This window comes from Luteimonas sp. TWI662, assembly GCF_039673825.1.
In the GTDB taxonomy this organism is placed as follows: Bacteria; Pseudomonadota; Gammaproteobacteria; order Xanthomonadales; family Xanthomonadaceae; genus Luteimonas.
This window is the reverse complement of sequence record NZ_JBDJMI010000025.1, coordinates 22,442-46,224: the sequence shown is the minus strand read 5'-3', so window position 1 is coordinate 46,224 and position 23,783 is coordinate 22,442. Positions and strand designations below refer to the sequence as shown.

Here is a 23,783-nt window from a genome sequence, read left to right as displayed (position 1 = left end):
ATAACCGGTCTCAGGCCGACGGTACGATCAGCTTGAGACCCTTGAAATACGTGCGGAAAAACGCATCATCGCGCGTGATCAGACCATTGCACTGCAACAGCGCGTGCGCGCCGACCAGGAAATCGCGCGCCGCGCGGCCCAAGGTGTCGCCCCGCTGCCAAGAGCGACGCTGCATCTCGCCGGCACGCAGCGCCGACTTGGCCTCGATCGCCGAGAAGCGCACGCCCATGTCCTCGAGCACGGCCATGGTCTCGGCGCCGTCGCGCAACGCGCCGCAGATTTCGGCCAGCGCCACGTCGCAGACCACCACTGGACCGGCGCTCAGGTACTGGCGCAGACAGGCCTCGGCCGCATCGGCATGCGGGCCGTCGGCCAGCAGGTCCACCAGCACCGGGGCGTCGACGGCGATCACGGCGTGGCGTCTCCATCGGCGGTGTCGGCGTCCTGGCCGCGGACCGCACGCATCGCCGCATCGGTGTCGCCGAAGCCTTCAAGCTTGAAGCGGCCCCGCGCGCGCGACACGGCATCGTCGACGCTCTTGCGCAGCACGATCCGGCTGCCTTCCAGCTCGACCTTCAGGATCGTGCCCTTGCTCAGGCCCAGCGCATCGCGCACCGGCTTGGGCAAGGTGATCTGGCCGCGCTCGGCGACGGTGGCTTCCATGGCGGGCCTCCTGGAAAGTATGCGCGAATTATACATACTTGACTGCGCATACTCCAGCGTTGCCCGGCCGGGGCGCATGCATCGCCCCAACGCAAACGGGCCGGGTGCAAACGCCCCCGGCCCGTTCGGCATCTTGCGGGAGACGCCTCAGAACGCCAGCTGGAAGCGGGCGTTGAGCGTCGTGCCGCGGTCCTGGCCCTGGTACTCGCCGCTGCGGTTGTCGGTCTCCCAGCGGATCGCGTCGAGCATGACCCGGCTGAAATCGTTGAGGTACCAGTTCACGCCGACCGTCAGCGCGTCGCCGGTGCCGCCGGCCGGCAACTCGCGGTAGTCGACGTTCTCGTAGCGCGCCTTGAGCTCCCACGCGCCCGGCCCACCGGCGGTCACCGGCTGTGCGACCTTGACGCGGCTCCAGGTGCCGGTGCGGGCCGCGAACGCCGGGCTGGCGCCCGACAGGAACCAGCCGGCCGACAGCGCCCAGGCCTCGTGCGCCACGTCGAAGCGCCCCGCCCCACCGAATCCCGCGACCTCGCGCCGTCCCCACTCGCCGTACCCCCAGAACGGCCCGCGCACCCCGAGCAGTTCCAGCCCGTAGCCTTGCCCGTGATCGGCGCCGGCCAATGCGCCGGGCGCGATCTTGACCAGATCGTTGAGATGCCCGGCGATCGCCGAGCTGCGGAACACCCCACTGCTGCCCGGCGCGATGTCCTCGTAGAACCCCCACGCTCCCAGATGCAGCAGCCCGCCCGCCCCCTTCACCGGATTCCAGTGCGCGCGGCCAGCCAGCGTCATCGAGTCGTTGCTGTTACCGACGTTGTTGAGGTCGTTGCCGGCGATCGACAGGCTTGCGTGCCAGTCCTCGCCGTAGACGCGTTCGGTCAATCCCACGCCGAACAGCCCGCGCTGCGGCACGATCTGCGTGCCGACGACGTTGCGGTCCGGGAACGGGGTATTGCCGGTGCCGCTGGCGCCGTCGATGCCGCGGTCGTTGAGGCGGTTGCCGACCGTCAGCTCGGCCTGCCGACCGAACAGCGTATGGCCGATGGTCACGTACGCCGACTTCCAGGCCACGCTGTTGTCGGCGAAGTCGCCCTCGACCGCATAACCGAGCGCACCGTAGCTGCCCTCAAAGCCCATGCGGACCGACCGGATCTCGGTGCCGGTGATGTTGCGGGCATCGAAACCGGAGCCGTGTGTGCTGGAGGTGTCGACGAACACCCGACCGCGCGGCCGGAACGTGATCTGGCCGTCGGCGCTGGCGAACTGCGGCGCGCCCTTCGACCAGCTCACCGCCGGTGCCTTGGCCTGCGCGGCTTCGATCTTCGCCACGCGTTCGGCCAGCACGGCCTCGGTGTCGGACGTGGCCCTGACGTCGACCGCGGGCGGCGCGGCGGCCACGCCGGACGCGGGGCCCGCTTCCAACGCGGACAAACGCGCCTCGAGCCGGCGGATCTGCTCGGCCTGCTGGCGGACGAGATCCTCCAGCGCGGCCGGCGCCGTCTGCGCGGACGCGGCCGAGGGGGCGAACAGCAGGCCGACGGCCGTGGCCAGCAGCGTGGGACGGGGGCGGAACATGGAAGGCATCGGGCGATCTCCGGGCGCGGCGGGCCAGACGGCGACCGGACGGCGAGTGCCGACCGGCGCCGGCGGACGGCCGCAGGCGGGCCTGCCGCGACGGCGGCAGACAGGACGGACGGGAAGAGGCGCCGGTGCCGCGAACGCGGCGACCGGCGCGGCGCACCCGGACGTGGGGAACGGGTGTCGATGGGCCGCCCGGCGCGTCGCGCCAGGCGGCGAGTCTCAGCTGGTGGCTTCGCGCGAGGCGTTCGGACGCCAGGTGATCAGGCGGTTCTCGGCGACGTCGAGCACCGCGTCGATGATCAGCACGAACGCGGCCAGCAGAATGATGCCCGCGAACACACCGACGGCATTGAAGTTGCCCTCGGCCTGCGCGATCAGGTAGCCCAGGCCGGCCGACGCGCCGAGATACTCGCCGATGATCGCACCGACCACCGCAAAGCCCACCGAAGTGCGCAACGACGACAGGATCCAGCTCGCCGCGGCCGGGAAGTACACATGACGCAGCAGCGCGCCACGGCTGGCGCCCAGGATCCGGGCATTGGCCAGCACCACCGGGTTGACCTCGCGCACGCCCTGCATTGCGTTGAAGAACGTGATGAAGAACACCAGCGTGACCGCGAGTGCGACCTTCGACCACAGCCCCAGGCCCAGCCACAGCACGAAGATCGGCGCCAGCACCACGCGGGGGATGGCGTTGAAGCCCTTGATGAACGGGTCGAGGATCCGCGCTGCACGCCGGCTCAGGCCCAGCCACACGCCGCCGGCGACACCGAGGGCGGTGCCGATGATGTAGCCCAGCGCAGTCTCGGTCAGGGTGATGTAGACATGGGTGTAGAAGCTGGTATCGGCCAGCCAGGTGAACATCTGCCGCGCAATGTCGAACGGCGCGGGAAAAAAGAACGGGTCGATGACCTTCGCCGACACGCCGGCCTGCCAGCCGCCGAAGACGACGACGACGAGCATCACCTGGATCAAACGGTCAGTCTTGGCGTGCATAGCTCTTCTCCACTTCGCCGCGCAGGCAGGCCCAGATATCGCGGTACAGGTCGGTGAAACGCTGGTCGAGCTTGATCTCGGCCACGTTGCGCGGTCGCTCCAGTTGCACCGGAAAACTCTCGACCACGCGGCTCGACGGGCCCGAGGACAGCACCACCACACGGTCGCCCAGCGCGATCGCCTCTTCCAGGTCGTGGGTGATCAGCATCACCGCGCGCCGGTCCTCCTGCCACAGCCGCAGCAGCTCGTTCTGCATCAGGTGCCGGGTGTGGATGTCGAGCGCGGAGAACGGCTCGTCCATCAGGATGACCTTCGGCTCGACGATCAGCGCCTGCGCCATCTGCACGCGCTTGCGCTGGCCGCCCGAGAGCTGGTGCGGGTAGCGGTGCTCGAACCCCGACAGACCGACCTTGGCCAGCCAGGCGCGGGCCTTGTGCTCGCGCTCGTCCTGGGCCACGCCGCGAAAACGCAAGCCCAGCTCGACGTTCTGCAGCGCGGTCTTCCAGGGCAGCAGGGCGTCCTGCTGGAACAGGTAGCCCACGCTCTCCTGCACGCCGCGCACCGGCTTGCCATCGATGTGGATGGTGCCCGCCGACGGTGTCAGCAGGCCGGCGACCGCGTTGAGGATCGTGCTCTTGCCGCAGCCGGTCGGGCCAACGATGGCGAGAAACTCGCCGTCGGCGACCTGCACGTCGACATCGCGCACGGCGGTGAACTCGCCGAAGGACATGGTGATATTGTCGATCGCCACGGTCGGGCGGCTCTGGATCGGCATCGGATCGACTTCCCGCAGTCGGGCAACACTGGCGACAGCCATGGAACCTCCTGGCGTTACTGGGCCGGATCCGCGAGAGCGCGGTCGACGAAGGCGTTGGTGTAGGTCTTTTCGAGATCGATGTCGGCGTTGGCGACGTCGGCGTTGAACTCGCGCAGCACCGTCAGCGGCGTCTGCAGATCCTCGGGATTGAAACGACCGTCGCGGGTGAAGATCGCACGCGCGGCCTCGACCGCCTTGGCGTAGATCTCGCGGTCGCCCGACACGTACTTGTCAGGCAGTGCGGCGACGATCTCTTCGGCCGAATGGTCGGCGATGAACGCCAGCGCCTTCTGCTGCGCGCGGACGATCTTCTCGGCCACTTCGGGGCGCTTGTCGAGGAAGGCCTGGTCGGCATACATCACCGATGTGGGGTAGATGCCGCCGTAGACCGCGCGGGCGCCCGCGTCGCTGCGCGCGTCGAGGATGATCTTGCCCACGCCCCGTTCGGCGATCAGCGTCGCCGCCGGATCGTAGTTGACCAGCAGGTCCACCTTGCCCTGGTCGAGCGCGGCGACCGCGGCGGCGCCCGAGCCGACGCCGATGATCGAGATGTCGTCGACCGGGATGCCGTGCTGGGCCAGGAAATGCCGGACGAAGAAGTCCGACGACGACCCCGGCGCAGTGATCCCCACGTTCATGCCGCGGATCGAAGCCGGATTGGCCGGATCGAACGTGCTGTCCGGACGGCCCGCCAGCACCAGACCGGAGTTGCGCGACAGCAGCACGAAACCGACCACGTTCTTGTGCTTGGCCTGCATCTGGATCGTGTGGTCGTAGAAGCCCACCGCGACATCGGTGGACCCGGCGACCAGCGCCTGCAGGACCTTGGACCCGCCCTGGGCGAAGTTCTCGGTGCGTACGTCCAGCCCGACCTCATCGAAATAGCCATTGGCGTCGGCGATGAAGAACGGCAGGTTGTTGAGGTTGTAGGAGCCGACGCTGATGCGGACGGACTCGGTGCCCTCGCCGCCGCGGCCGGTACAGCCGGCCAGGCAGACGAGCGCCGCCGCGCATGCGGCGAGAATGAAACGCTTGTACATCGATCCCTCCCAGGATAGTGATGGTGCGGTCCGGGCGGCGCCCGGCAGGTTCAGGTCATGCAGCCGAACTCCATGGCGCAACAGCGTCCTTCCGCGGGTCCGCACTGGCGAACACGCGGCCTTCGAACAGGCGTCGTGCCGTCCTGACGACACTGGCGACGATCGGGGCATCCGTGCCGGGTCTGTGCAGCGCCACGTCCAGCCGGCCGCTGGGGTGTTCGAGCGCAACGTCGGCGGGCAGCGCCAGCGGGCCGGCCATGCGTTGTGCCAGGGTGCCCGGCGTCACGCACGCCGTCGAGATCCCGACCGCGCCGGTGATCGCAAGCGCGCTGTGGCACTGGTGCGGCATGAAGTACCGCACCTGGAGCGTGCCCCCGGCGCGCGGCGGCAGCAGCAGGACCGGCTTGGGGATCACCCGGTCGGCGGCATCGGCGATGCCCATCCGGCGCCCCGCTTCGATCCGGATCCGCTCCAGGCGCGCCAGCATCGCGGTGTCGGCGTTGAGTGCGGACACGCTCTCCTCACCGGTCACGCCAAGCGCCGATCCGGCCAGCATCACCATCGGCATGGCGCAGTCGATGCAGCTCACCTCGACACCATCGATCCATTCGCTGGCCTCGCCGGTGGGCAGCAGTTTGCCAGTCCGCGCGCCGGCCGCATCGAGGAACGCCAGCGAGATCGGCGCCGCGGTGCCCGGTGCGCCGGCGATCGCGGTGTCGCCGCGATAACTGACCCGGCCTTGGGGCGTCTGCACCGTCGCCAGCACCACCTTGCCGGTGTTGACGTTGTGGATACGCACCAGCGTCTGGGGATCGGAGGCGGCGACCATGCCCGATTCGATCGCGAACGGACCGACCGCGGCCAGCATGTTGCCGCAGTTGGGCGTGGTGTCGACCACCATCTGGTCCGGCCGGACCTGCGCGAACAGGTAGTCGATGTCCGCATCGGCGCGACTGGCCGGGCCGACGATCGCGACCTTGCTGCTCAGCGCGTTGCCGCCGCCGATACCATCGATCTGCAGCGGATGCCCGGCGCCCATCAGGTCCAGCAGCAGCCGGTCGCGCTGGGCCGGATCGCCCGGCAGGTCGGAGGCCAGGAAGAACGGCCCCTTGGAGGTACCACCCCGCATCAGGACGCACGGCAGGCTGTAGAGATCGTTGGACATGGGTCGGCCAGATTGATATCTATATCGAATCAATAATTCGATTCGTTCCGATCTTGTCATGGGCCGAATTGATCTGTGAATTGCTTTCTTTTGGAAGATTGATCCGATATGAGCATCAATTGCGAAATCCTCGACCTGCGCGCCTTCCTGCTCGTGGCCGATACCCGCAGCTTCCATCGCGCCGCCGAGGCGCTCCACGTCTCGCAGCCGGCGCTGAGCCGGCGCATCCAGAAGCTCGAGCATGCCGTCGGCGCACCGCTGCTCGAGCGCACCACGCGCAGCGTGGCCCCGACCGCAGTCGGGCAGAACCTGCTGCCGCTGGTGCGCCGGATGATCGAAGAGTTCGACGGCTCGCTGTTCTCCTCGCGCGGCGTCGACGACGGCCGCGGCAGCCAGGTCACGATCGCCTGCCTGCCGACCGCCGCGTTCTACTTCCTGCCCAGCGTCATCGCCCGCTTCCACGAGGACCACCCCAACGTCCGCTTCCGGATCCTCGACATTCCCGCCACCGAGGGCCTGCAGGCGGTCGAGCGCGGCGAGGTCGAGTTCGGGGTGAACTTCATGGGCGCATCCGACCCCGAACTGGAATTCGACGTGCTGGTCGAGGATCCCTTCGTACTCGCCTGCCGCCGCGACCATCCGCTGGCGAAGAAGCGCCGCGTGACTTGGCACGATATCGCCCACCATCCGCTGATCACCGTGCATCGCACCAGCGGCAATCGCACGCTGCTCGATGGCGCGCTCGCGCGTGAGAACCTCAAGTTGAGCTGGTTCTACGAAGTGACCCACCTGTCCACCTCTCTGGGTTTGGTGGAAGCCGGTGTCGGGATCTCGGTCCTGCCACGAATGGCCACGCCGCAGGAGGAACACTCCATCCTGGTGACCCGCGAGATCGCGCCCCCCGTGGTGTCACGTACGATCGGTATCGTGCGGCGGCGCGGCGCGATGCTGTCGCCGGCGGCCGAACGGTTCCTGCAGATGCTCAAGAGCACCTGGCAGGACCCGGCCACGGCCCCGCGGCGATGACACGCCCGCCACGCCGTGCGGTCTAGACTGACCGGATCGACACGGTGACGTTCCATCCAAGGCACCGGCCCCGGCGCCGAACCGCACGTCAGCACGCCACGACCAGCCCGGCTGGGTCACCGCCAGCAACCGCGACAGGAGCCTTCCGCATGACCGATTCCTTTTCCACGCGCGCCGATCTCGACGTCGGCGGCCGGCGCTACGCCTATGCCAGCCTCCCGGCGCTGGCGGCGAAGTTCGACATCGCCCGCCTGCCCTATTCGATGAAGATCCTGCTCGAGAACCTGTTGCGCCACGAGGACGGCGAGACGGTGACCGCGCGGCATATCGAAGCGGTCGCGAACTGGCAGGCCAAGGCCGAGCCCGACACCGAGATCGCCTTCATGCCCGCGCGCGTGGTGCTGCAGGACTTCACCGGCGTGCCGTGCGTGGTCGACCTGGCGGCGATGCGCGATGCAGTCGTGCGTCTGGGCGGGCGCCCCGAACAGATCAACCCGCTGATCCCGTCCGAACTGGTCATCGACCACTCGGTGCAGGTCGACGTGTTCGGCCGGCCCGACGCGCTCGATCTCAATGGCAAGATCGAGTTCGAGCGCAACAAGGAGCGCTACGGGTTCCTGCGCTGGGGCCAGAAGGCGTTCGACAACTTCAAGGTTGTGCCGCCCAACACTGGCATCGTCCACCAGGTCAACCTCGAGCACCTGGCCCGCGTGGTCATGACCGCCGAGCGCGAGGACGGCACCCTGTGGGCCTACCCCGATACCGTGTTCGGCACCGACTCGCACACCACGATGATCAACGGCATCGGCGTGCTGGGCTGGGGCGTGGGCGGCATCGAGGCCGAGGCCGCGATGCTCGGCCAGCCCTCGTCGATGCTGATTCCGCAGGTCGTGGGCTTCAAGCTGACCGGCCGGCTGCCCGAGGGTGCGACCGCGACCGACCTGGTGTTGACCGTCACCCAGATGCTGCGCAAGCACGGCGTGGTCGGCAAGTTCGTCGAGTTCTTCGGCGACGGGCTGCAGCATCTGCCGCTGGCCGACCGCGCCACGATCGGCAACATGGCGCCCGAGTACGGCGCGACCTGCGGCATCTTCCCGATCGACGCCGAGTCGCTGACCTACCTGCGGCTGTCGGGCCGCAGCGAAGCGCAGATCGCCCTGGTCGAGGCCTACGCCAAGGCGCAGCAGCTCTGGCACGAGCCGGGCGCGCCCGAAGCCGAGTACAGCAGCGTGCTGACGCTGGACATGGGCGACGTGCGGCCGTCGCTCGCCGGCCCCAAGCGTCCGCAGGACCGTGTGCTGCTGGAGGATGTGCAGCAGAACTTCGCCGACAACGTCGGTGCGCTGACCGCGCGCCGCGATGCAGCCAACGACGCGCAGATCGACCGCTTCGAAAAGGAAGGCGGCGGCCAGCCACAGGCCGAGCGCCTGGCCGCCCGGCCGGTTTCGAAAATCACCCTCGACGACGGCGAGCACGAGCTCACCGACGGCTCGGTGGTCATCGCCGCGATCACCTCCTGCACCAACACCTCCAACCCGGCGGTGATGCTCGGTGCCGGCCTGCTCGCGCGCAATGCGGCGGCCAAGGGCCTGAAGGCGGCCCCGTGGGTCAAGACCTCGTTGGGCCCCGGCTCGCTGGTGGTCACCGACTACCTCGAAAAGGCCGGCCTGATGGACGACCTGCAGAAGCTCGGCTTCTACGTCGTCGGCTACGGCTGCACGACCTGCATCGGCAACTCCGGGCCGCTGCCCGATGCGGTGTCCAAGGGCATCGCCGAGAACGACCTCGCGGTCGCGGCGGTGCTGTCTGGCAACCGCAACTTCGAGGGCCGCATCCACGGCGAGGTCAAGATGAACTACCTCGCCTCGCCACCGCTGGTGGTCGCCTACGCGATCGCCGGCACCGTCGACATCGACCTGACCCACGACCCCCTGGGCAAGGACCCGGACGGCAATCCGGTCTACCTGCGCGACATCTGGCCGTCGAACAAGGAGATCGGCGACTTCATCGCACGCACGATCGGGCCGGAGATGTTCGCCAAGAACTACGCCGACGTGTTCAAGGGCGACACCCGCTGGAACACCATCGAGTCGCCCGACGGCGAGTTGTATGCCTGGGACGAAGCCTCGACGTACATCAAGAACCCCCCCTACTTCGCGGGCATGACGATGGACGTGGGCAGCATCGACGACATCCACGGCGCGCGCGTGATGGGCCTGTTCGGCGACTCGATCACCACCGACCACATCTCGCCTGCCGGCAACATCAAGAAGGACTCGCCTGCCGGCCGCTTCCTGCAGTCGCGCGGCGTCCAGCCAGCGGACTTCAACAGCTACGGTTCACGCCGCGGCAATGACGACGTGATGGTCCGCGGCACCTTCGCCAACATCCGCATCAAGAACCTGTTCTTCGGTGGCGAGGAAGGCGGCAACACGCTGTACTTCGGCAAGGGCGAGCCGGAGAAACTGGCGATCTACGACGCGGCGATGAAGTACCGCGCCGACGGCGTCCCGCTGGTGGCGTTCGCCGGCAAGGAGTACGGCACCGGTTCGTCGCGCGACTGGGCGGCCAAGGGCACCAACCTGCTCGGCGTCAAGGCGGTGATCGCCGAAAGCTTCGAGCGCATCCACCGCTCCAACCTCGTCGGCATGGGCGTGCTGCCGTGCCGGTTCCAGGACGGCGAGAATGCGCAGACGCTGGGACTGGACGGCACCGAGACGATCGACATCACCGGCCTCGACGATGGCCGCGCCAAGCGCGCCCAGGTGGTGGCGACCAAGGCTGACGGGCGCGAGGTCCGTTTCCAGGTCCACGTGCTGCTGCTGACCCCGAAGGAAGTGGAGTACTTCCGCCACGGTGGCCTGCTGCACTACGTGCTGCGCCAACTCGCCGCGAAGAAGGCCGCCTGAGTCCGGCCCCGGCCCAAGCCCCGCCCGCCGCAACGCGGCGGGCGTTGCGCGTGCGCGGCGCAGCTGCCGCGCCGCGCCTTGCCTCCCCCAGAAAGCCTGTGCTCCAATCGAACGCGATTGCGCAGGTACGCTCACCGCTTCGAGTGACGGCCTTCATCAGGGAGAAGACCGAATGACCGACCAACGCCCGTGGCTGGCGAACTACCCTGCGGGCATCCCCGCCGAAATCGATCCCAACGAGTACCCCTCCGTTCCGGCGGTCCTCGACGAGGCGATCGCGAAGTACCGCGACAAGCCTGCGTTCTCCAACATGGGCAAGACGCTCACCTACGGCGAACTCGACACCTACAGTCAGCAGTTCGCGGCCTACCTGCTGGGCGAGCTCAAGCTCAAGAAGGGCGACCGCGTCGCGGTCATGATGCCCAACTGCCTGCAGTACCCGATCGCCATCTTCGGCATTCTGCGCGCCGGGCTGACGGTGGTGAACACCAATCCGATGTACACCGCCCGCGAGCTGCGCCACCAATTGGTCGACTCCGGCGCCGCGGCGATCCTGGTCATGGACAACTTCGGCAAGACAGTCCAGGACGTCATCGCCGATACCCGCATCCAGCAGGTCGTGACCACGGGCCTGGGCGACCTGCTCGGCTTTCCGAAGGGTGCGATCGTCAATCTGGTGGTCAAGCACGTCAAGAAGATGGTGCCCGACTACACCATCCACGGCGCGATCCGCTTCCGCGAGGCCCTCGCCCGCGGCCGCAAGCACACGCTGCCCGAAGTCGCGATCGCGCACGAGGACATCGCGTTTCTGCAGTACACCGGCGGCACGACCGGCGTGGCCAAGGGGGCGATGCTCACCCATCGCAACATGGTCGCCAACATGCAGCAGGCGGCGGCCTGGCTGGGCACCGACGCCAAGCGCGGCGAGGAACTGATCGTCACCGCGTTGCCGCTCTATCACATCTTCGCACTGACCGCGAACTGCCTGGTGTTCATGGAGTTCGGCGGCCACAACCACCTGATCACCAATCCGCGCGACATGCCCGGCTTCGTCAAGGAGCTCAAGGGCATCCGCATGACCGCCATCACCGGCGTCAATACGCTGTTCAACGGCCTGCTCAACACCCCCGGTTTCGATCAGGTCGACTTCTCGCGGCTGCACCTGAGCCTGGGCGGCGGCATGGCCGTCCAGCGCGCGGTGGCCGAGCGCTGGAAGGCCGTGACCGGGACCACGCTGGTGGAAGCCTACGGCCTGACCGAGACCTCGCCGGCAGCCTGTATCAACCCGATGACGCTGGCCGACTACAACGGCTCGATCGGCCTGCCGGTGCCCTCCACCGAGGCCTGCATCAAGGACGAGAACGGCGCGCAGTTGCCGGTCGACGAGGTCGGTGAGCTGTGCATCCGCGGCCCCCAGGTGATGAAGGGCTACTGGCAACGCCCGGACGACACCACCGAGGCCATCGATGGCGAAGGCTGGTTGCACACCGGCGACATGGCGCGGATGGATGCCGGCGGCTACTTCTACATCGTCGACCGCAAGAAGGACATGATTCTGGTCTCGGGGTTCAATGTCTATCCCAACGAGATCGAGGACGTGATCGCGATGATGCCGGGCGTGCTCGAGGTCGCGGCGATCGGTGTGCCCGACGAGCGCTCGGGCGAGGTGGTCAAGGTCGTCATCGTGCGCAAGGACCCCAGCCTCACCGCCGACCAGGTCAAGGCCCACGCCCGCGAGCACCTGACCGGCTACAAGCACCCGCGGATCGTCGAATTCCGCAACGAGCTGCCGAAGACCAACGTGGGCAAGATCCTGCGCCGCGAACTGCGCGAAGCTGCCCCCGAGGCGTGACCGCGATCACACTTTCGACACGATATTCGTCGCAAAGTGTCTGCAAGCCATTGAAGCCATTGCCCTGACGGCCCGATGCGCGCATAGAGCGCGGATCGGGCGATTCAGCATCCACGCGGGTCTGCGCCGGCGCCCGACGGTTCGGACCCCGTTTCAGGGGATTTTTCAATGCAAACCATCGAGTCCATTCGTCGCGAAGGCGCTGCTGCGCCGTCCTTCCTCCGCCAGCACCACGACGCCTCCAACGACGCGCACTGGTGCTTCATGCATGCGCAGCCGGCCAGTCCCCAGCCTGACTACCGGCCCTGCTTCTCGCTCGGCCTGCTGCGCGAACTGCGGCTGTTCGCCCAGGCGAGCATCGAGCAGATCTCCGAGCGCGCCAGGCTCGCCCCGGCGCACCTGTCGCACATCGTTGTGGCCTCCGATGCCCCCGTGTACAACCTCGGCGGCGACCTGCAGTTGTTCGTCGAACTGATCCGACAGCGCGACCGCGCGGCGCTGACCCGCTACGCCCGCCAGTGCGTGGACAATATCCACCTGCTGCAGACCCGGTTGCATCCCAACGCCCACACCATCGCGCTCGTCCAGGGCGATGCGCTGGGCGGCGGCCTGGAGCTCGCCCTGGCCTGCCGCACCATCGTCGCCGAGCGCGGCGTTCAGATGGGCTTTCCGGAGGTGTTGTTCGGCCTGTTCCCGGGCATGGGCGCCTACTCGCTGCTGGTCCAGCGGGTGAGCCCGCAGGTCGCCGAGGCGATGATGCTCGGCGGCACCATGTACAGCAGCGAGGACCTGCACCGGCTCGGCCTGGTCGATGTGCTGGTCGAGCCTGGGGAAGGCGTGCATGCGGTCCACGAGCAGATCCGCAAGCAGCGACGGATCGCCACTGCGCGGCTGGCGTTGCACCGCGTCCGCGACGGCGCCCATCCGATCCCGCTCGCCGAACTGGTCCGCATCACCGACATCTGGGTCGATACCGCTCTGCAACTCGAGGTGCGGCACCTGCGGACGATGGAGCGCCTGGTCCGCGCGCAGCAACGCCTGCAGCCCGCTTCGGCCGAGGTCGAACGCACCGCCGTCGGCGGCTGAGCGCCTCCGCCCCCCGGGTCAGACGGCGTCTGACCCGGGCAGGTCGGCCCGCGGCAGGTCGCCGCGCACCCGCAGCGCCTCCAGCGCCTGGTCGAGCGCCCGGTCCAGCCCTTGTAGCAGCAGCCGCCATTCGATGGCCAGACGGTCGGACGGCATCCGCATGCCGCGCGCCGCCTGCGCCTCGAGCTCGGCGGCGCCGAGGTTGGCGGCCGTGCCCTTGAGCGCATGGCACAGGTCGCGGACCTCGTCCCATCGCCCCGCATTCGATGCGCCCGCCAGGTCGACCAGGCATTTGCGCGCGTCGCGCGCGCATTCGGACACGAAGCGCCGAATGAACGCCTCGTCGAACCCCATCTCCCGCATCTCGTCGATGACCGGCGTCGACAACCGATCCACCCGCGGCCGCAGGTCGGACGTGCGTCGTCCCGCCTCCACGCCCGGCGCGATCTCGGCCAGCGTTTCGAGCAGCCGCTCGATGACCACCGGCTTGGTGAGGTAGGCGAACGCGCCCGCGCGTCGACAATTCTCCTGCGCCTCGGCGGTGGCATCGGCGGTCAGCACGATGAACGGTGTGCGCCGGCCGCTGCCCGCCTCGATGACGCGGGTCTGCCGGAGGATATCCAGGCCATCGGCACCGGGCATGTGCAGATCGGTGATCACCGCGTCGAAACGCTCGCGCTCGAGCGCATCGAGCACCGCTTCGCCATCGTCCACCAGCAGCGGGCGATGGCCCGCGCGCTCGAGCAGGCGGCGCAGCACCATCAGATTGGCCGACTGGTCGTCGGCGACCAGCACGCGCAGCGGCGCGACCCGGGCCCGATGGCGCACGAAAGGATCGGCGAACGCGATCACGTTGCCGTCGCCCACCCTGCGCGACGGCGCTTGGCCGGCGACGCGGCCGAACGGCAGCTCCACCCAGAAATGCGAGCCCTGCCCCGGCTGGCTTTCGGCCTGGATGCTGCCGTCCATCTGCTCGGCGAGGCCCTTGGCGATCGTGGTCCCCAGGCCCGTGCCCCCGTAGCGTCGCCCGAGCCCGGAATCGACCTGCTCGAAGGCATCGAAGATGCGGATCAGCGCATCGGGCGCGATGCCGATGCCGGTGTCGCGGACCGAGAACCGAACCCGCACCCGCTCCGGACCGGCCTCGACCATGGAGATCGCGAGTGTGACCTCGCCGCGCTCGGTGAACTTGATCGCGTTCGACAGCAGATTGACCAGGATCTGCCGCAGGCGGTTACTGTCGCCATGCAGCGTGGCCGGCACGTCGACGGCGATCGACGAGGTCAGCGCCAGCCCCTTGGACTGCGCGCTCGGCCCCAGCATGACCTCGATGCCGTGCACCAGGTCGGAGAGCGCGAACGCGGCGTCGTTGCGCTGGAACTTGCCGGCTTCGATCTTGAACAGGTCCAGCACGTCGTCGACCAGCGCCTGCAAGGCCTTGGCCGAAGTCTGGATGACCAGCGCGCTCTCGCGCTGCTCCGCGCTCAGCGGGGTCGTGACCAGCAGTTCCGACATGCCCACGATGCCGTTGAGCGGCGTGCGGAACTCGTGGCTCATGTTGGCCAGGAACCGGCTCTTGGCTTCGCTCGCGGCCCGCGCGGCGGCCGTGGCGTCGGTGAGCGCGCGCAGCAGCGAGCTCAGATAGAGCGGTACGGCGACCAGCCCGGCGAGCAGGCCCAGCGCCAACGGCAGGTTGTGCTGGTACCAGTACGGGGTGGACGCGATCGCGATCGCGAACGTGGTCACCGCAAAGCCGATCGCTGCGTACAGGTAACGCGGCCCGAATCGCAGGCCGTTGCCGACCGTGACCCACATGATCACCACGTACAGCCAGGCCAGCAGGTCGCCGAGCAGGTACAGGCCCACCCCCATCAGGCTGTAGTCGGCCAGCATGCCGAGCACCCGGCGCGGGTGCGAGACACCGGGGCGCCACAGCAGCCAACCGGCGATGCCCAACGCGACCGCGACCTCGACCGCCAGGTAGGCCTCCGACAGGCGCAGCTCGCGCTCGACATCGGCATGGCGACCCACCACCAGCTGCAGGTAGGCATAGATCACGCAGAGCATGACCAGGCGCACGGCCGCCTGGCCATGCTCGCTGTCGGGCCGCCCTGCCAGGCGGCTGCCGATCCAGCGGACGACGCGACTCACGTCATTGCAGCCGGGTGGCGGTCCGGTCCAGGCGTGCGCAGATCTCCTCCAGCCGCGCCCGGTTCGACAGCAGCGCCTCCACGCAGCGCGGATCGAACGCGCGTCCACTGTTGTGCCCGATGTACTCGAGCGCCTCGTCCATCGACCAGGCGCGCTTGTACGGGCGACGCGACACCAGCGCGTCGAACACATCGGCCACTGCGACGATCCGCGCCTCCAGCGGGATCTGCTCGCCCGACAGCCCATCCGGGTAGCCGCTGCCGTCGAAACGCTCCTGATGGCGCAACGCGATGGTCGCGCTGAGCTGGACGAACCGGTTGTGGCTGTCGCTCAGCAGCTCGTAACCGATGCGCGGATGCTGGCGCATCACCTCCAGTTCGGCCTCGTCCAGCGGCCCGGGCTTCATCAAGATCGCATCGGGCATCGCGATCTTGCCGATGTCGTGCAGCGGCGCGGCCAGTTCGATCATCCGCACCTCGTCCTCGAACAGCCCCATCGCCTCGGCGACCATGCCGGCGACCGCGGCCACGCGCTCGAGATTGGCGCTGGTGCTGGCATCGCGATAGGCGATCGCGCGCGCCAGCCGGGTCAGCGTCTCGCGCTCGCGCTCCTCGACCTCGTGCATGCTGCGCAGCAGGCGCTGCTCGAGCGACAAGGCCCGCTGCTTGACCGACTCGGCCTGCTGGCGCAGCTGCAGCAGGTTGCGGCAGCGGGCGCGCAGTTCGCGCGGGCGCACCGGCTTGACCAGGAAATCGATGACGCCGGCATCGAGCGCCGCCTGGCGGATCGGCTCGTCACCGACCACGGTGACCAGCACGACCGGCACATCCCGGTGCGGGGGCAGCTTGCGGAAGCGGCGGGCGAACTCCAGCCCGTCCATGCCCGGCATCCGGTAGTCGAGCAGCAGCAGATCGGCGCGGTGGCTGTCGCACCAGCCCAGCGCCTGCTCCGGATCCTCGAAGTCGAAGACATCGAGCTCGGGGCTGATGTCCTCGAGGATGTGCCGCAACATGGTTCGCGCGGACGTCTGGTCGTCGACGATCACGATGTTCAACGCAGGCCCCTTCTGGCGATGCGCAGATACCGGTGGCATCGCGCTTGAGCGATCTTAGCGCGCCCTGCCAGGAACGGGGGGAATCCTATTCAGCGACGCATCGAGGCGCCGCCGGCGGAGGCATCCGGGCCGGCCTCAGGCCTCGGTCTGCGGGCGCATGTACGGGAACAACAGCACGTCGCGGATCGACGAGGACCCGGTCAACAGCATGACCAGCCGGTCGATGCCGATCCCCAGGCCGCCGGTCGGCGGCAGGCCGACCTCGAGCGCGCGGATGTAGTCGGCATCAAAGTGCATCGCCTCGTCGTCGCCGCCCGCGCGGGCGTCGACCTGGGCCCGGAAGCGCGCGGCCTGGTCCTCGGGATCGTTCAACTCGGAAAAGCCGTTGGCGATCTCCTTGCCGCCGATGAACAGCTCGAAGCGGTCGGTGATGCCGGCTTCGGTGTCCGATTCGCGCGCCAGCGGCGAGACCTCGACCGGGTAATGGGTGATGAAGGTCGGCTGGATCAGGCCGGTCTCGACGGTCTTTTCGAAGATCTCCAGCAGCAGCTTGCCCCAGCCATAGCCCGGCTTGACGTGCACGCCCAGGCGCACGCAATGCGCGGCCAGCGCCTCGCGGTCGCGGCAGTCGGCAACACTGATCTGCGGATTGAGTTCGCGCACCGCCTCCTCGAGCTTCCAGCGGCGGAAGGCCGGGCCGACGTCGATCGCATGACCGTCCCATTCCAGCGCGGTCGTGCCGACCGCCTGCACCGCCACGTCGCGGATCAACGCCTCGGTCAGATCCATGACCTCCTCGTAGGCGACATAGGCCTCGTAGAGCTCGAGCATCGTGAACTCGGGGTTGTGCCGCGTGGACACGCCCTCGTTGCGGAAGTTGCGGTTGATCTCGTAGACGCGCTCGAATCCGCCCACGACCAGGCGCTTGAGGTAGAGCTCGGGCGCCACGCGCAGGTAGAGGTCCAGGTCCAGCGCATTGTGATGCGTCGTGAACGGCTTGGCCGCCGCGCCGCCGGCCAGGTAATGCATCATCGGCGTCTCGACCTCGAGGAAGTCGCGCGCATCGAGCCACTGGCGGATCGCCGCGACGATGCGCGAACGCTTGACGAACACCGCGCGCGCCTCGGGCGAGACGATCAGATCGACGTAGCGCTGGCGATAGCGCTGCTCGACATCCGACAGTCCGTGCCACTTGTCGGGCAACGGCCGCAGCGACTTGGTCAGCAGGCGCAAGCTGTCGGCCTTGATCGACAGCTCGCCGGTCTTGGTGCGCATCAGCGTGCCTTCGGCCGCGACGATGTCGCCCACGTCCCAGCCCTTGAACGCGTCATAGCGCTCGCCCAGCGTCGTCGATTGCAGGAACAGCTGGATCCGGCCGCTCACGTCCTGGATCTGCGCGAACGCGGCCTTGCCCATGACCCGCTTGGCCATCAGGCGGCCGGCCACCGCGACCGGTGCGCCTTCGGCGTCCAGTGCCTCGCCCGTCCACCGCTCGGCATCGGCATACCGCGCCTGCAGCGCGCCGGCCTCATCGCGGCGGCGGAAGTCATTGGGAAACGCCACGCCCTGCCCGCGCAGCGCGGCCAGTTTGCCGCGACGCTCGGCGATCAGGGCGTTGTCGTCGGCGGGCTGGGGGCTGTCGGGCTGCTGGCTCATGAGGGTCTCGGAAAATCAGGTGTAGGCCGCGGGTCAGCGCGGCAGGAACGGATCAGGACAGGACGGCGCCCGGCGGGGTGGGGTCATGTCCGCAGACGCGGGACGCTCTGCACGTGGACCGCCTGGACGCTGCGTCGACGCCTCGCTGCGCCGGGCGCACGCCCCGCGGTGCAGCGCACCTGCGGCCGGACCGGCGGTGATCGGCGCCGATCCGCAGCAGGCCAAAGCACTCAGTTGGCATCCACGCGCTTGGCCCCCGCCTCCAGGCCGGACTTGAGCGCCGCCTCGACGAACTCGTCCAGGTCGCCATCGAGCACCTTCTGGGTGTCGCTGCGCTCCACGCCTGTGCGCAGATCCTTGATGCGGCTCTGGTCGAGCACGTAGTTGCGGATCTGGCTGCCCCAGCCGATGTCGGACTTGGTCGCTTCCAGCGCATCCTTCTCGGCATTGCGCTTCTGCAGCTCCAGCTCGTAGAGCTTGGCGGCGAGCATCTTCATCGCGCGGTCGCGGTTGGCATGCTGGCTGCGTTCGGTCTGGCAAGCGACGACGGTATTGGTCGGCACGTGGGTGATGCGCACCGCCGACTCGGTCTTGTTGACGTGCTGGCCGCCGGCACCGGACGAACGGTAGACATCCGTCCGCAGGTCAGCCGGGTTGATCTCGATGTCGATCTTGTCGTCGACCTCCGGGGACACGAACACTGAGGTGAACGAGGTGTGCCGGCGGTTGTCGGAGTCGAACGGCGATTTGCGCACCAGCCGGTGCACGCCGATCTCGGTCTTGAGCCAGCCGTAGGCGAAGTCGCCCTCGACCCGGAACGTCGCCGACTTGATGCCCGCCACTTCGCCGCCCGAGACTTCCATCAGCTCGGCTTTCCAGCCGCGGCTCTCGGCCCAGCGCAGGTACATGCGCAGCAGCATCTCGGCCCAGTCCTGGGCTTCGGTGCCGCCGGCACCTGCCTGGATGTCGACGAACGCGGCGGCCGAGTCCATCTCGCCGGAGAACATGCGCTGGAACTCCAGCTTGTCGACTTGGCCGGCGTACCCTTCGATATCGGCGACGACCGCCTGCGCGGTGTCCTCGTCGTTCTCCGACTCGGCCAGTTCCAGCAATTCGGCCGCCCCGTCCAGGCCCTCGGTCAGGTCACGGATGCCGTTGACGATCTTGTCGAGCATGGCGCGCTCGCGGCCCAGGGCCTGCGCGCGCTCGGGATCGTTCCAGACAGTCGGGTCTTCGAGCTCGCGCTCGACTTCTTCTAGACGCTCGCGGCGGGCGTCGTAGTCAAAGATACCCCCTCAGCGCATCCAGCCGACCGCGAAGGTCGGCGATGCGCTGGCGAACAGGATTGAGTTCGATCATGGTGCGGTGGGACTCGCGTAAAGAGCCGGGGATTCTAGCAAGCCGCGCACCCGGCAGTCCCGGCCGGCGCACAGCACCGGCCGGGATGTCGCCTCAACGGCGCTCGAGCAGGATGCGATACGGACCACCGGCGTCGCCATCGATCGCCGAGGCCTCGACCACGTAGCGGCCGGGCTGGAGCCGCTGGACGATCCGGGCATCGAGCCCACCGGCACCGTCGTCGTCGCTCGCCACCTCGTTGCCGTCCTTGGTCAGCGACAGGTAGCTGTCGATCTGGCTGGAACGCATCTCGATCGCGTAGTCGCCGGCGCTGCGGACCTCGAACGACCAGCGGTCGGTCATGCCGGGCAGCAGCGCGGTCTCGGCCGGGCGGGCGATCGTCAGCGTGCCACCGCCAGCCCCCTCAGGCACCGCGGTCGCGGTGAGCGACAGGGTGTAGGGGCCTGCGCCAGGCGTCGCGCTGTCGGCCTGGAGCGTGTAGGTACCGGCTTCGAGCAGCATGCCGATGCGCGCATTGAGGCGCTCGCCGCCGTCGTCGTCCTCCTTTTGCACGCCCTGGCCGGACAGCCGCATCAGCGGGTCGATCTCGTCGCTGCGCATGTCCAGACGGACCACCCGACGCTCGGGCAGCGTGAAGCGGTAGGTGTGCGGGCGACCGGCGTACAGCCCCGTGACCGTCGACCCGACCGCGAGCTCACCGCCTTCGCGCAGGTCCCCGGTCTCGAAGGTCGAGGCGGTGACGCTGATGCGGTAGGCGCCGCTGGCGCCGTCGCTGCCGTACCGCTTGGCGGTCAGGCGATAGCGACCCGGCGCCAGGCGCAGCGTCAGACGCGCATTGCTGCCCTCGCCGCCGTCGTCGTTGGTGACCGAGACGCCGGGCCCGTCCAGCGCCAGGACCGCATCGAAGTCGTCGGACATCATGTCGATCGTGTAGATCCCGTCGCGGTCGATCTGCAGCGGCAACTCGCGCTCGCCATCGGTCCAGTCGCCGATGGTCGCACCGACGCGAAGCGCTTGGCCGTTGTAGGTATCCACACGCGAGGAGATCAGCGTGTAGGGGCCATACGACGAGGCATCGGTGCCGCTGACGGCGATGGTGTAACGGCCCGCACGCCGGGCGCGGATCGTCAGCGACGAGGTCTCGCCACGGTCGTTCGACGACGCGATCAGCTCGTTGTCCAGGAAGGCCGCCAGCCGCGCGCGCAGCGCACCGGTGACCTTGAACGTCGCGACCTCGCCCTCGCGCAGGTCCACGCGGTAGAGCTGGCTACGCGAGCCATCCTGGTGATTGAGACTGGAGCGGCTGGTGATCTCGCCGCGCACTTCGCCGCCGATCGACAGCGGCGCGGGGTCGTTGGCCTGGGCCTGCACCCAGGCGGGCGCGATAGCGAGCGCGATCGCCAGCGAAAGCGTATGGACGGTTTTCAAGCGAATCTCCCTTCGACAATAGAGGCGTCCTGCGCAATCGCGGACGCGGCGGCGCATTCTCGCACCCGTTCAGAGAAAAAGGGATCACGGATCGCCGGGGGCGGAAGGCGGCCAATTCCCCGCAGCCGATGGACGCTCCACTGTGAAGATGGGGCCATCCAGCCCCTCGCCAAACCAAAACCGGGATCCAAAACCGGGGTCAGAGTGCAATTTCGTCCCGCGAAATTGCACTCTGACCCCGGTTTTTGGGGGCTTGAGGCGACAGGCGTGCTCCGACGTGCGCAGGTCACGTCCGCCGCCGATGCCGTCTCCTCAGCCCGCGATCGGCTCCCGGTGCTCGACCAGCAACTGCACCGCATCGCCGCCGCGGTAGTCATCGGGCGCGAGCCGGTAGACGATGCGCTCGCGCGGCGCCGGTGCGACCTCGCGCCAGGCGCCGAAATGGATCGCATCGACGGTGGCCGGACGGCCATCGAGCCGCAGGCTGAGCTTGAGGTGCCGCCCTCCGACCACCCGCCAGTCCACAACCGCGAACTCGCCGTCGAACAACGGCTCGGGGAAGCCCTGCCCCCAGGGGCCGGCGTCGCGCAGGTGCGCGGCGTGCACGATGTCGAATTCGCCGGGCCCGAGCGCACCGTCGGTGACGATCTCCGCCCGCAGCAGCGCCGGATCGAGCATCCCCGCGACCGCCTGCCCGAAGGCGCGCTCGAACGCCGGCAACGCCTCCAGCCGCAGGCTCAGGCCCGCCGCCATCGCATGGCCGCCGAAGCGCTCGATCAGCCCCGGCTGCGCCACATCGACCGCGGCCAGCACGTCGCGGATATGCAGGCCCGGGATCGAGCGCGCCGAGCCGCGCAACTGGTCGCTGCCCGGCTCGGCCGGCGCAAACGCGATCACCGGCCGATGCAGCGCATCCTTCATCTTCGAGGCCACCAGGCCGACGACGCCCGGATGCCATTGCGGATCATGCAGGCAGACCCCGATCGTCGCGGGATCGACCGGTGGCCGGCTGGCGACCGCGGCCTCGGCATCATCGAGCATCGACTGCTGCACCGCGCGGCGCTCGGCGTTGATCGCGTGCAGCGTCGCCGCCAGCGTGTGCGCCTGGGCCGCGTCGTCGGTGAGCAGGCATTCGATGCCGATCGCCATGTCCTCCAGGCGCCCGGCGGCATTGATCCGCGGCGCGACGCCGAAGCCGATGTCGCCGGTGGTCAGGCGCGCCGCCTGCCGCCCCGACACGTCGATCAAGGCCTGCAGGCCGGGGCAGCCCTGGCCGTTGCGCAGCCGGCGCAACCCGGCTGCGACCAGCGCCCGGTTGTTGACGTCCAACGGCACGAGATCGGCGACCGTGCCCACCGCGACCAGATCGAGCAGGCTCGACAGGTCCGGCGCCGCACCTGCGAAGGCGCCAACCTCGCGCAGGCGCCGACGCAGCGCCAGCAGCACATAGAAGATCACGCCGACGCCGGCCAGTGCCTTGCTCTGGAACCGGTCGCCGGGCAGGTTCGGATTGACGATCGCATCGGCCGGCGGCAGCGCCTCGCCCGGCAGATGATGATCGGTCACCAGCACCTGCCAGCCGCGTGCTTTCGCTGCCGCGACGCCGGCGTGGCAGGCGATGCCATGGTCGACGGTCACCAGCAGCGCCGGCGCCAGTGGCGCCAGTGCATCGACCAGCCCGGGCGACAGCCCGTAGCCGTGGACGATGCGGTTGGGCACAGCATGCACGACATCACGCGCACCGAGCATGCGCAGCCCGCGCACCGCGACCGCACACGCCGTCGCACCGTCGCAATCGAAATCGCCAACGACCAGGATCCGCCTGCCCTGCGCGATCGCATCGGCGAGCAGCGCCGCCGCCGCATCGATGTTCGACAGCGCGTCGGGCGGCAGCAGCCCGGCCAGACGCGGCTGCGCGGCCTGCAGGTCGTGCGCGCCGCGCGCCGCGTAGATGCGCCGCAGCAGCGCCGGCACCGTCTCCGGCCAGTCGCCGCCAGGCGCGCTGTCGCGACGGCGGATCGTCGGTGGCGGACGCGTCATCGCTGCGCCGCCGTGGCCGGCCCATGGGGACGGCGCCAGACGCGCAGGCGGTGCCAGCGGCGCAAGGTCAATACCAAGCCGTCCTCGTGGTCGAGGACCAGCGTGTCCAGCCGGCCACCGGCCAGCGCCGCGAGTGCCGGCCGCAGCCAGTCGGCCTGCAACTGGCGCAGGTCCCGCAGCCCGCCCAGGTCGATCAGCAAGGCCTCGCGCAGCGCGGGCCACGCGGACGGCAGTGGGTCGACCTCGGTCGCGATCGCCGCGAGCGCGCACAGCGTCGCATCGTCGGTGAGCACGCGGGCCTGTGCGCTGCGGGCGACTGCGGCGCCGTCAGGCAGCGGGCCACCGCCCCAGAACCACAGCGCATTGACCGGCGGTCGCCCGGCCGCCGCACGCGCGGCATTCCAGGGATGGGTGTGCAGAAGGATCTGGGCCTCGTTCGCCAACGCCCGCCAGCGCCGCCCCTGGGCGCCGCCGTCGTCATGATCTGCCAGATCGGTGCCCAGCGCCTCGGACGGATCGACGGACACCGGCAGCGCAGTCTCCCGGGGCAGCCGCAGATACCAGCGCGACGGTGCGGGTGCGTCGAGCGCGAAGCCAGCATCGGCGAATATCGGCTGCAGTGCCGGCAGCAGCGCGTCGACATCGGCCTGCACCAGCCCCAGCGTATCGCCGTGGCCCATCAGGCGCACACCGTTGATGTCGGGCTGCAGCCAGGCCGGGTCAGCGCGCAGCCAGGCATTGTCCGGCGCCCCCGCATCGCCGACGTCGACCTGGCGCGACAGCGCCGCCAGCGGCCAGCCGCCCCCGGGAAGATCGACGTGCCGCGCAAGCTGCGGCCGCCGGCCCGGCGCGGCCGTGCTGCGATCGGCACGGCCCAGCGCACGCACGATGTCCGGCTGCCAGCGCTGCGCGCCGAAACGCGCAGCGGCGGGCAGCAGGAACGTCGCCGAGGTCATCGGG

Annotated in this window: 18 protein-coding genes; 4 read left to right on the top strand and 14 right to left on the bottom strand. The window is 69.0% G+C overall.

Features of this window, described 5'->3' with window-relative positions; all coding sequences use genetic code 11:
- Positions 1-10: 10 nt before the first annotated feature.
- The 7 genes from ABE488_RS15000 to ABE488_RS14970 form a co-directional block, all read right to left on the bottom strand.
- Positions 11-412 carry a type II toxin-antitoxin system VapC family toxin gene (locus ABE488_RS15000; protein WP_346444863.1) on the bottom strand — a complete coding sequence of 134 codons (402 nt, stop codon included), beginning with the start codon at positions 410-412 and terminating at the stop codon, positions 11-13.
- Complete coding sequence (locus ABE488_RS14995; RefSeq protein WP_346449180.1) at positions 409-663, bottom strand: AbrB/MazE/SpoVT family DNA-binding domain-containing protein; 255 nt, start codon at positions 661-663, stop codon at positions 409-411. Before ABE488_RS14995 ends, ABE488_RS15000 begins: the two co-directional genes overlap by 4 nt.
- A 147-nt stretch (positions 664-810) precedes the next feature.
- On the bottom strand, positions 811-2,247 hold the full coding sequence (locus tag ABE488_RS14990) for a porin (RefSeq protein ID WP_346449178.1): 1,437 nt from the start codon (positions 2,245-2,247) through the stop codon (positions 811-813).
- Between the two features lie 216 nt (positions 2,248-2,463).
- The gene (locus ABE488_RS14985) at positions 2,464-3,240 is read right to left on the bottom strand and encodes an ABC transporter permease (protein ID WP_346444869.1); all 777 of its coding nucleotides are present in this window, start codon (positions 3,238-3,240) and stop codon (positions 2,464-2,466) included.
- Positions 3,224-4,015 (bottom strand): ABC transporter ATP-binding protein, encoded by a 792-nt coding sequence (locus ABE488_RS14980; protein WP_346444925.1) that lies wholly within the window; start codon positions 4,013-4,015, stop codon positions 3,224-3,226. Before ABE488_RS14980 ends, ABE488_RS14985 begins: the two co-directional genes overlap by 17 nt.
- Before the next feature lie 56 nt (positions 4,016-4,071).
- A complete protein-coding gene (locus ABE488_RS14975) occupies positions 4,072-5,097 on the bottom strand; it encodes an ABC transporter substrate-binding protein (RefSeq protein ID WP_346449176.1) in 1,026 nt (341 codons plus the stop codon).
- Positions 5,098-5,152: 55 nt separating this feature from the next.
- Entirely contained in the window at positions 5,153-6,262 is a 1,110-nt protein-coding gene (locus ABE488_RS14970; protein ID WP_346449174.1) for a 4-oxalomesaconate tautomerase, read from the bottom strand.
- 108 nt (positions 6,263-6,370) lie between these two features.
- Here ABE488_RS14970 and ABE488_RS14965 point away from each other — a divergent pair, with 108 nt between their 5' ends.
- From ABE488_RS14965 to ABE488_RS14950, 4 genes are all read left to right on the top strand, one after another.
- Positions 6,371-7,288: a LysR family transcriptional regulator gene (locus ABE488_RS14965; protein ID WP_346449172.1), complete on the top strand. Its 918-nt coding sequence runs from the start codon at positions 6,371-6,373 to the stop codon at positions 7,286-7,288.
- Between the two features lie 149 nt (positions 7,289-7,437).
- Positions 7,438-10,197 (top strand): aconitate hydratase AcnA, encoded by a 2,760-nt coding sequence (gene acnA, locus ABE488_RS14960; protein ID WP_346449170.1) that lies wholly within the window; start codon positions 7,438-7,440, stop codon positions 10,195-10,197.
- 172 nt (positions 10,198-10,369) lie between these two features.
- Positions 10,370-12,049 (top strand): long-chain fatty acid--CoA ligase, encoded by a 1,680-nt coding sequence (locus ABE488_RS14955; RefSeq protein ID WP_346449168.1) that lies wholly within the window; start codon positions 10,370-10,372, stop codon positions 12,047-12,049.
- Between the two features lie 168 nt (positions 12,050-12,217).
- Entirely contained in the window at positions 12,218-13,135 is a 918-nt protein-coding gene (locus tag ABE488_RS14950) for a crotonase/enoyl-CoA hydratase family protein (RefSeq protein WP_346449166.1), read from the top strand.
- An 18-nt stretch (positions 13,136-13,153) separates the two neighbouring features.
- Here the strand turns inward: ABE488_RS14950 and ABE488_RS14945 are convergent, their stop codons facing one another.
- The 7 genes from ABE488_RS14945 to ABE488_RS14915 all read right to left on the bottom strand — a co-directional run bounded on the left by ABE488_RS14945 (position 13,154) and on the right by ABE488_RS14915 (position 23,779).
- Positions 13,154-15,286 carry an ATP-binding protein gene (locus tag ABE488_RS14945; protein ID WP_346449164.1) on the bottom strand — a complete coding sequence of 711 codons (2,133 nt, stop codon included), beginning with the start codon at positions 15,284-15,286 and terminating at the stop codon, positions 13,154-13,156.
- Between the two features lies 1 nt (position 15,287).
- Positions 15,288-16,379 (bottom strand): two-component system response regulator, encoded by a 1,092-nt coding sequence (locus tag ABE488_RS14940; protein WP_346444884.1) that lies wholly within the window; start codon positions 16,377-16,379, stop codon positions 15,288-15,290.
- A 96-nt stretch (positions 16,380-16,475) separates the two neighbouring features.
- Positions 16,476-17,996 carry a lysine--tRNA ligase gene (gene lysS / locus ABE488_RS14935; protein ID WP_346449162.1) on the bottom strand — a complete coding sequence of 507 codons (1,521 nt, stop codon included), beginning with the start codon at positions 17,994-17,996 and terminating at the stop codon, positions 16,476-16,478.
- A 230-nt stretch (positions 17,997-18,226) separates the two neighbouring features.
- Positions 18,227-19,355 (bottom strand): peptide chain release factor 2 gene (gene prfB, locus ABE488_RS14930; protein ID WP_346449160.1). Its coding sequence is split into 2 segments (ribosomal slippage): positions 18,227-19,279 and positions 19,281-19,355, totalling 1,128 coding nucleotides; the frame shifts between segments, so codons are not numbered across the junction.
- A gap of 93 nt (positions 19,356-19,448) precedes the next feature.
- Positions 19,449-20,783 carry a hypothetical protein gene (locus ABE488_RS14925; protein ID WP_346449158.1) on the bottom strand — a complete coding sequence of 445 codons (1,335 nt, stop codon included), beginning with the start codon at positions 20,781-20,783 and terminating at the stop codon, positions 19,449-19,451.
- A 312-nt stretch (positions 20,784-21,095) separates the two neighbouring features.
- A complete protein-coding gene (gene recJ, locus ABE488_RS14920; RefSeq protein ID WP_346449156.1) occupies positions 21,096-22,823 on the bottom strand; it encodes a single-stranded-DNA-specific exonuclease RecJ in 1,728 nt (575 codons plus the stop codon).
- Positions 22,820-23,779, bottom strand: a complete 960-nt coding sequence (locus ABE488_RS14915) for a phosphoglycerate mutase (RefSeq protein WP_346449154.1) — start codon at positions 23,777-23,779, stop codon at positions 22,820-22,822. Before ABE488_RS14915 ends, recJ begins: the two co-directional genes overlap by 4 nt.
- Between the last annotated feature and the right edge of the window lie 4 nt (positions 23,780-23,783).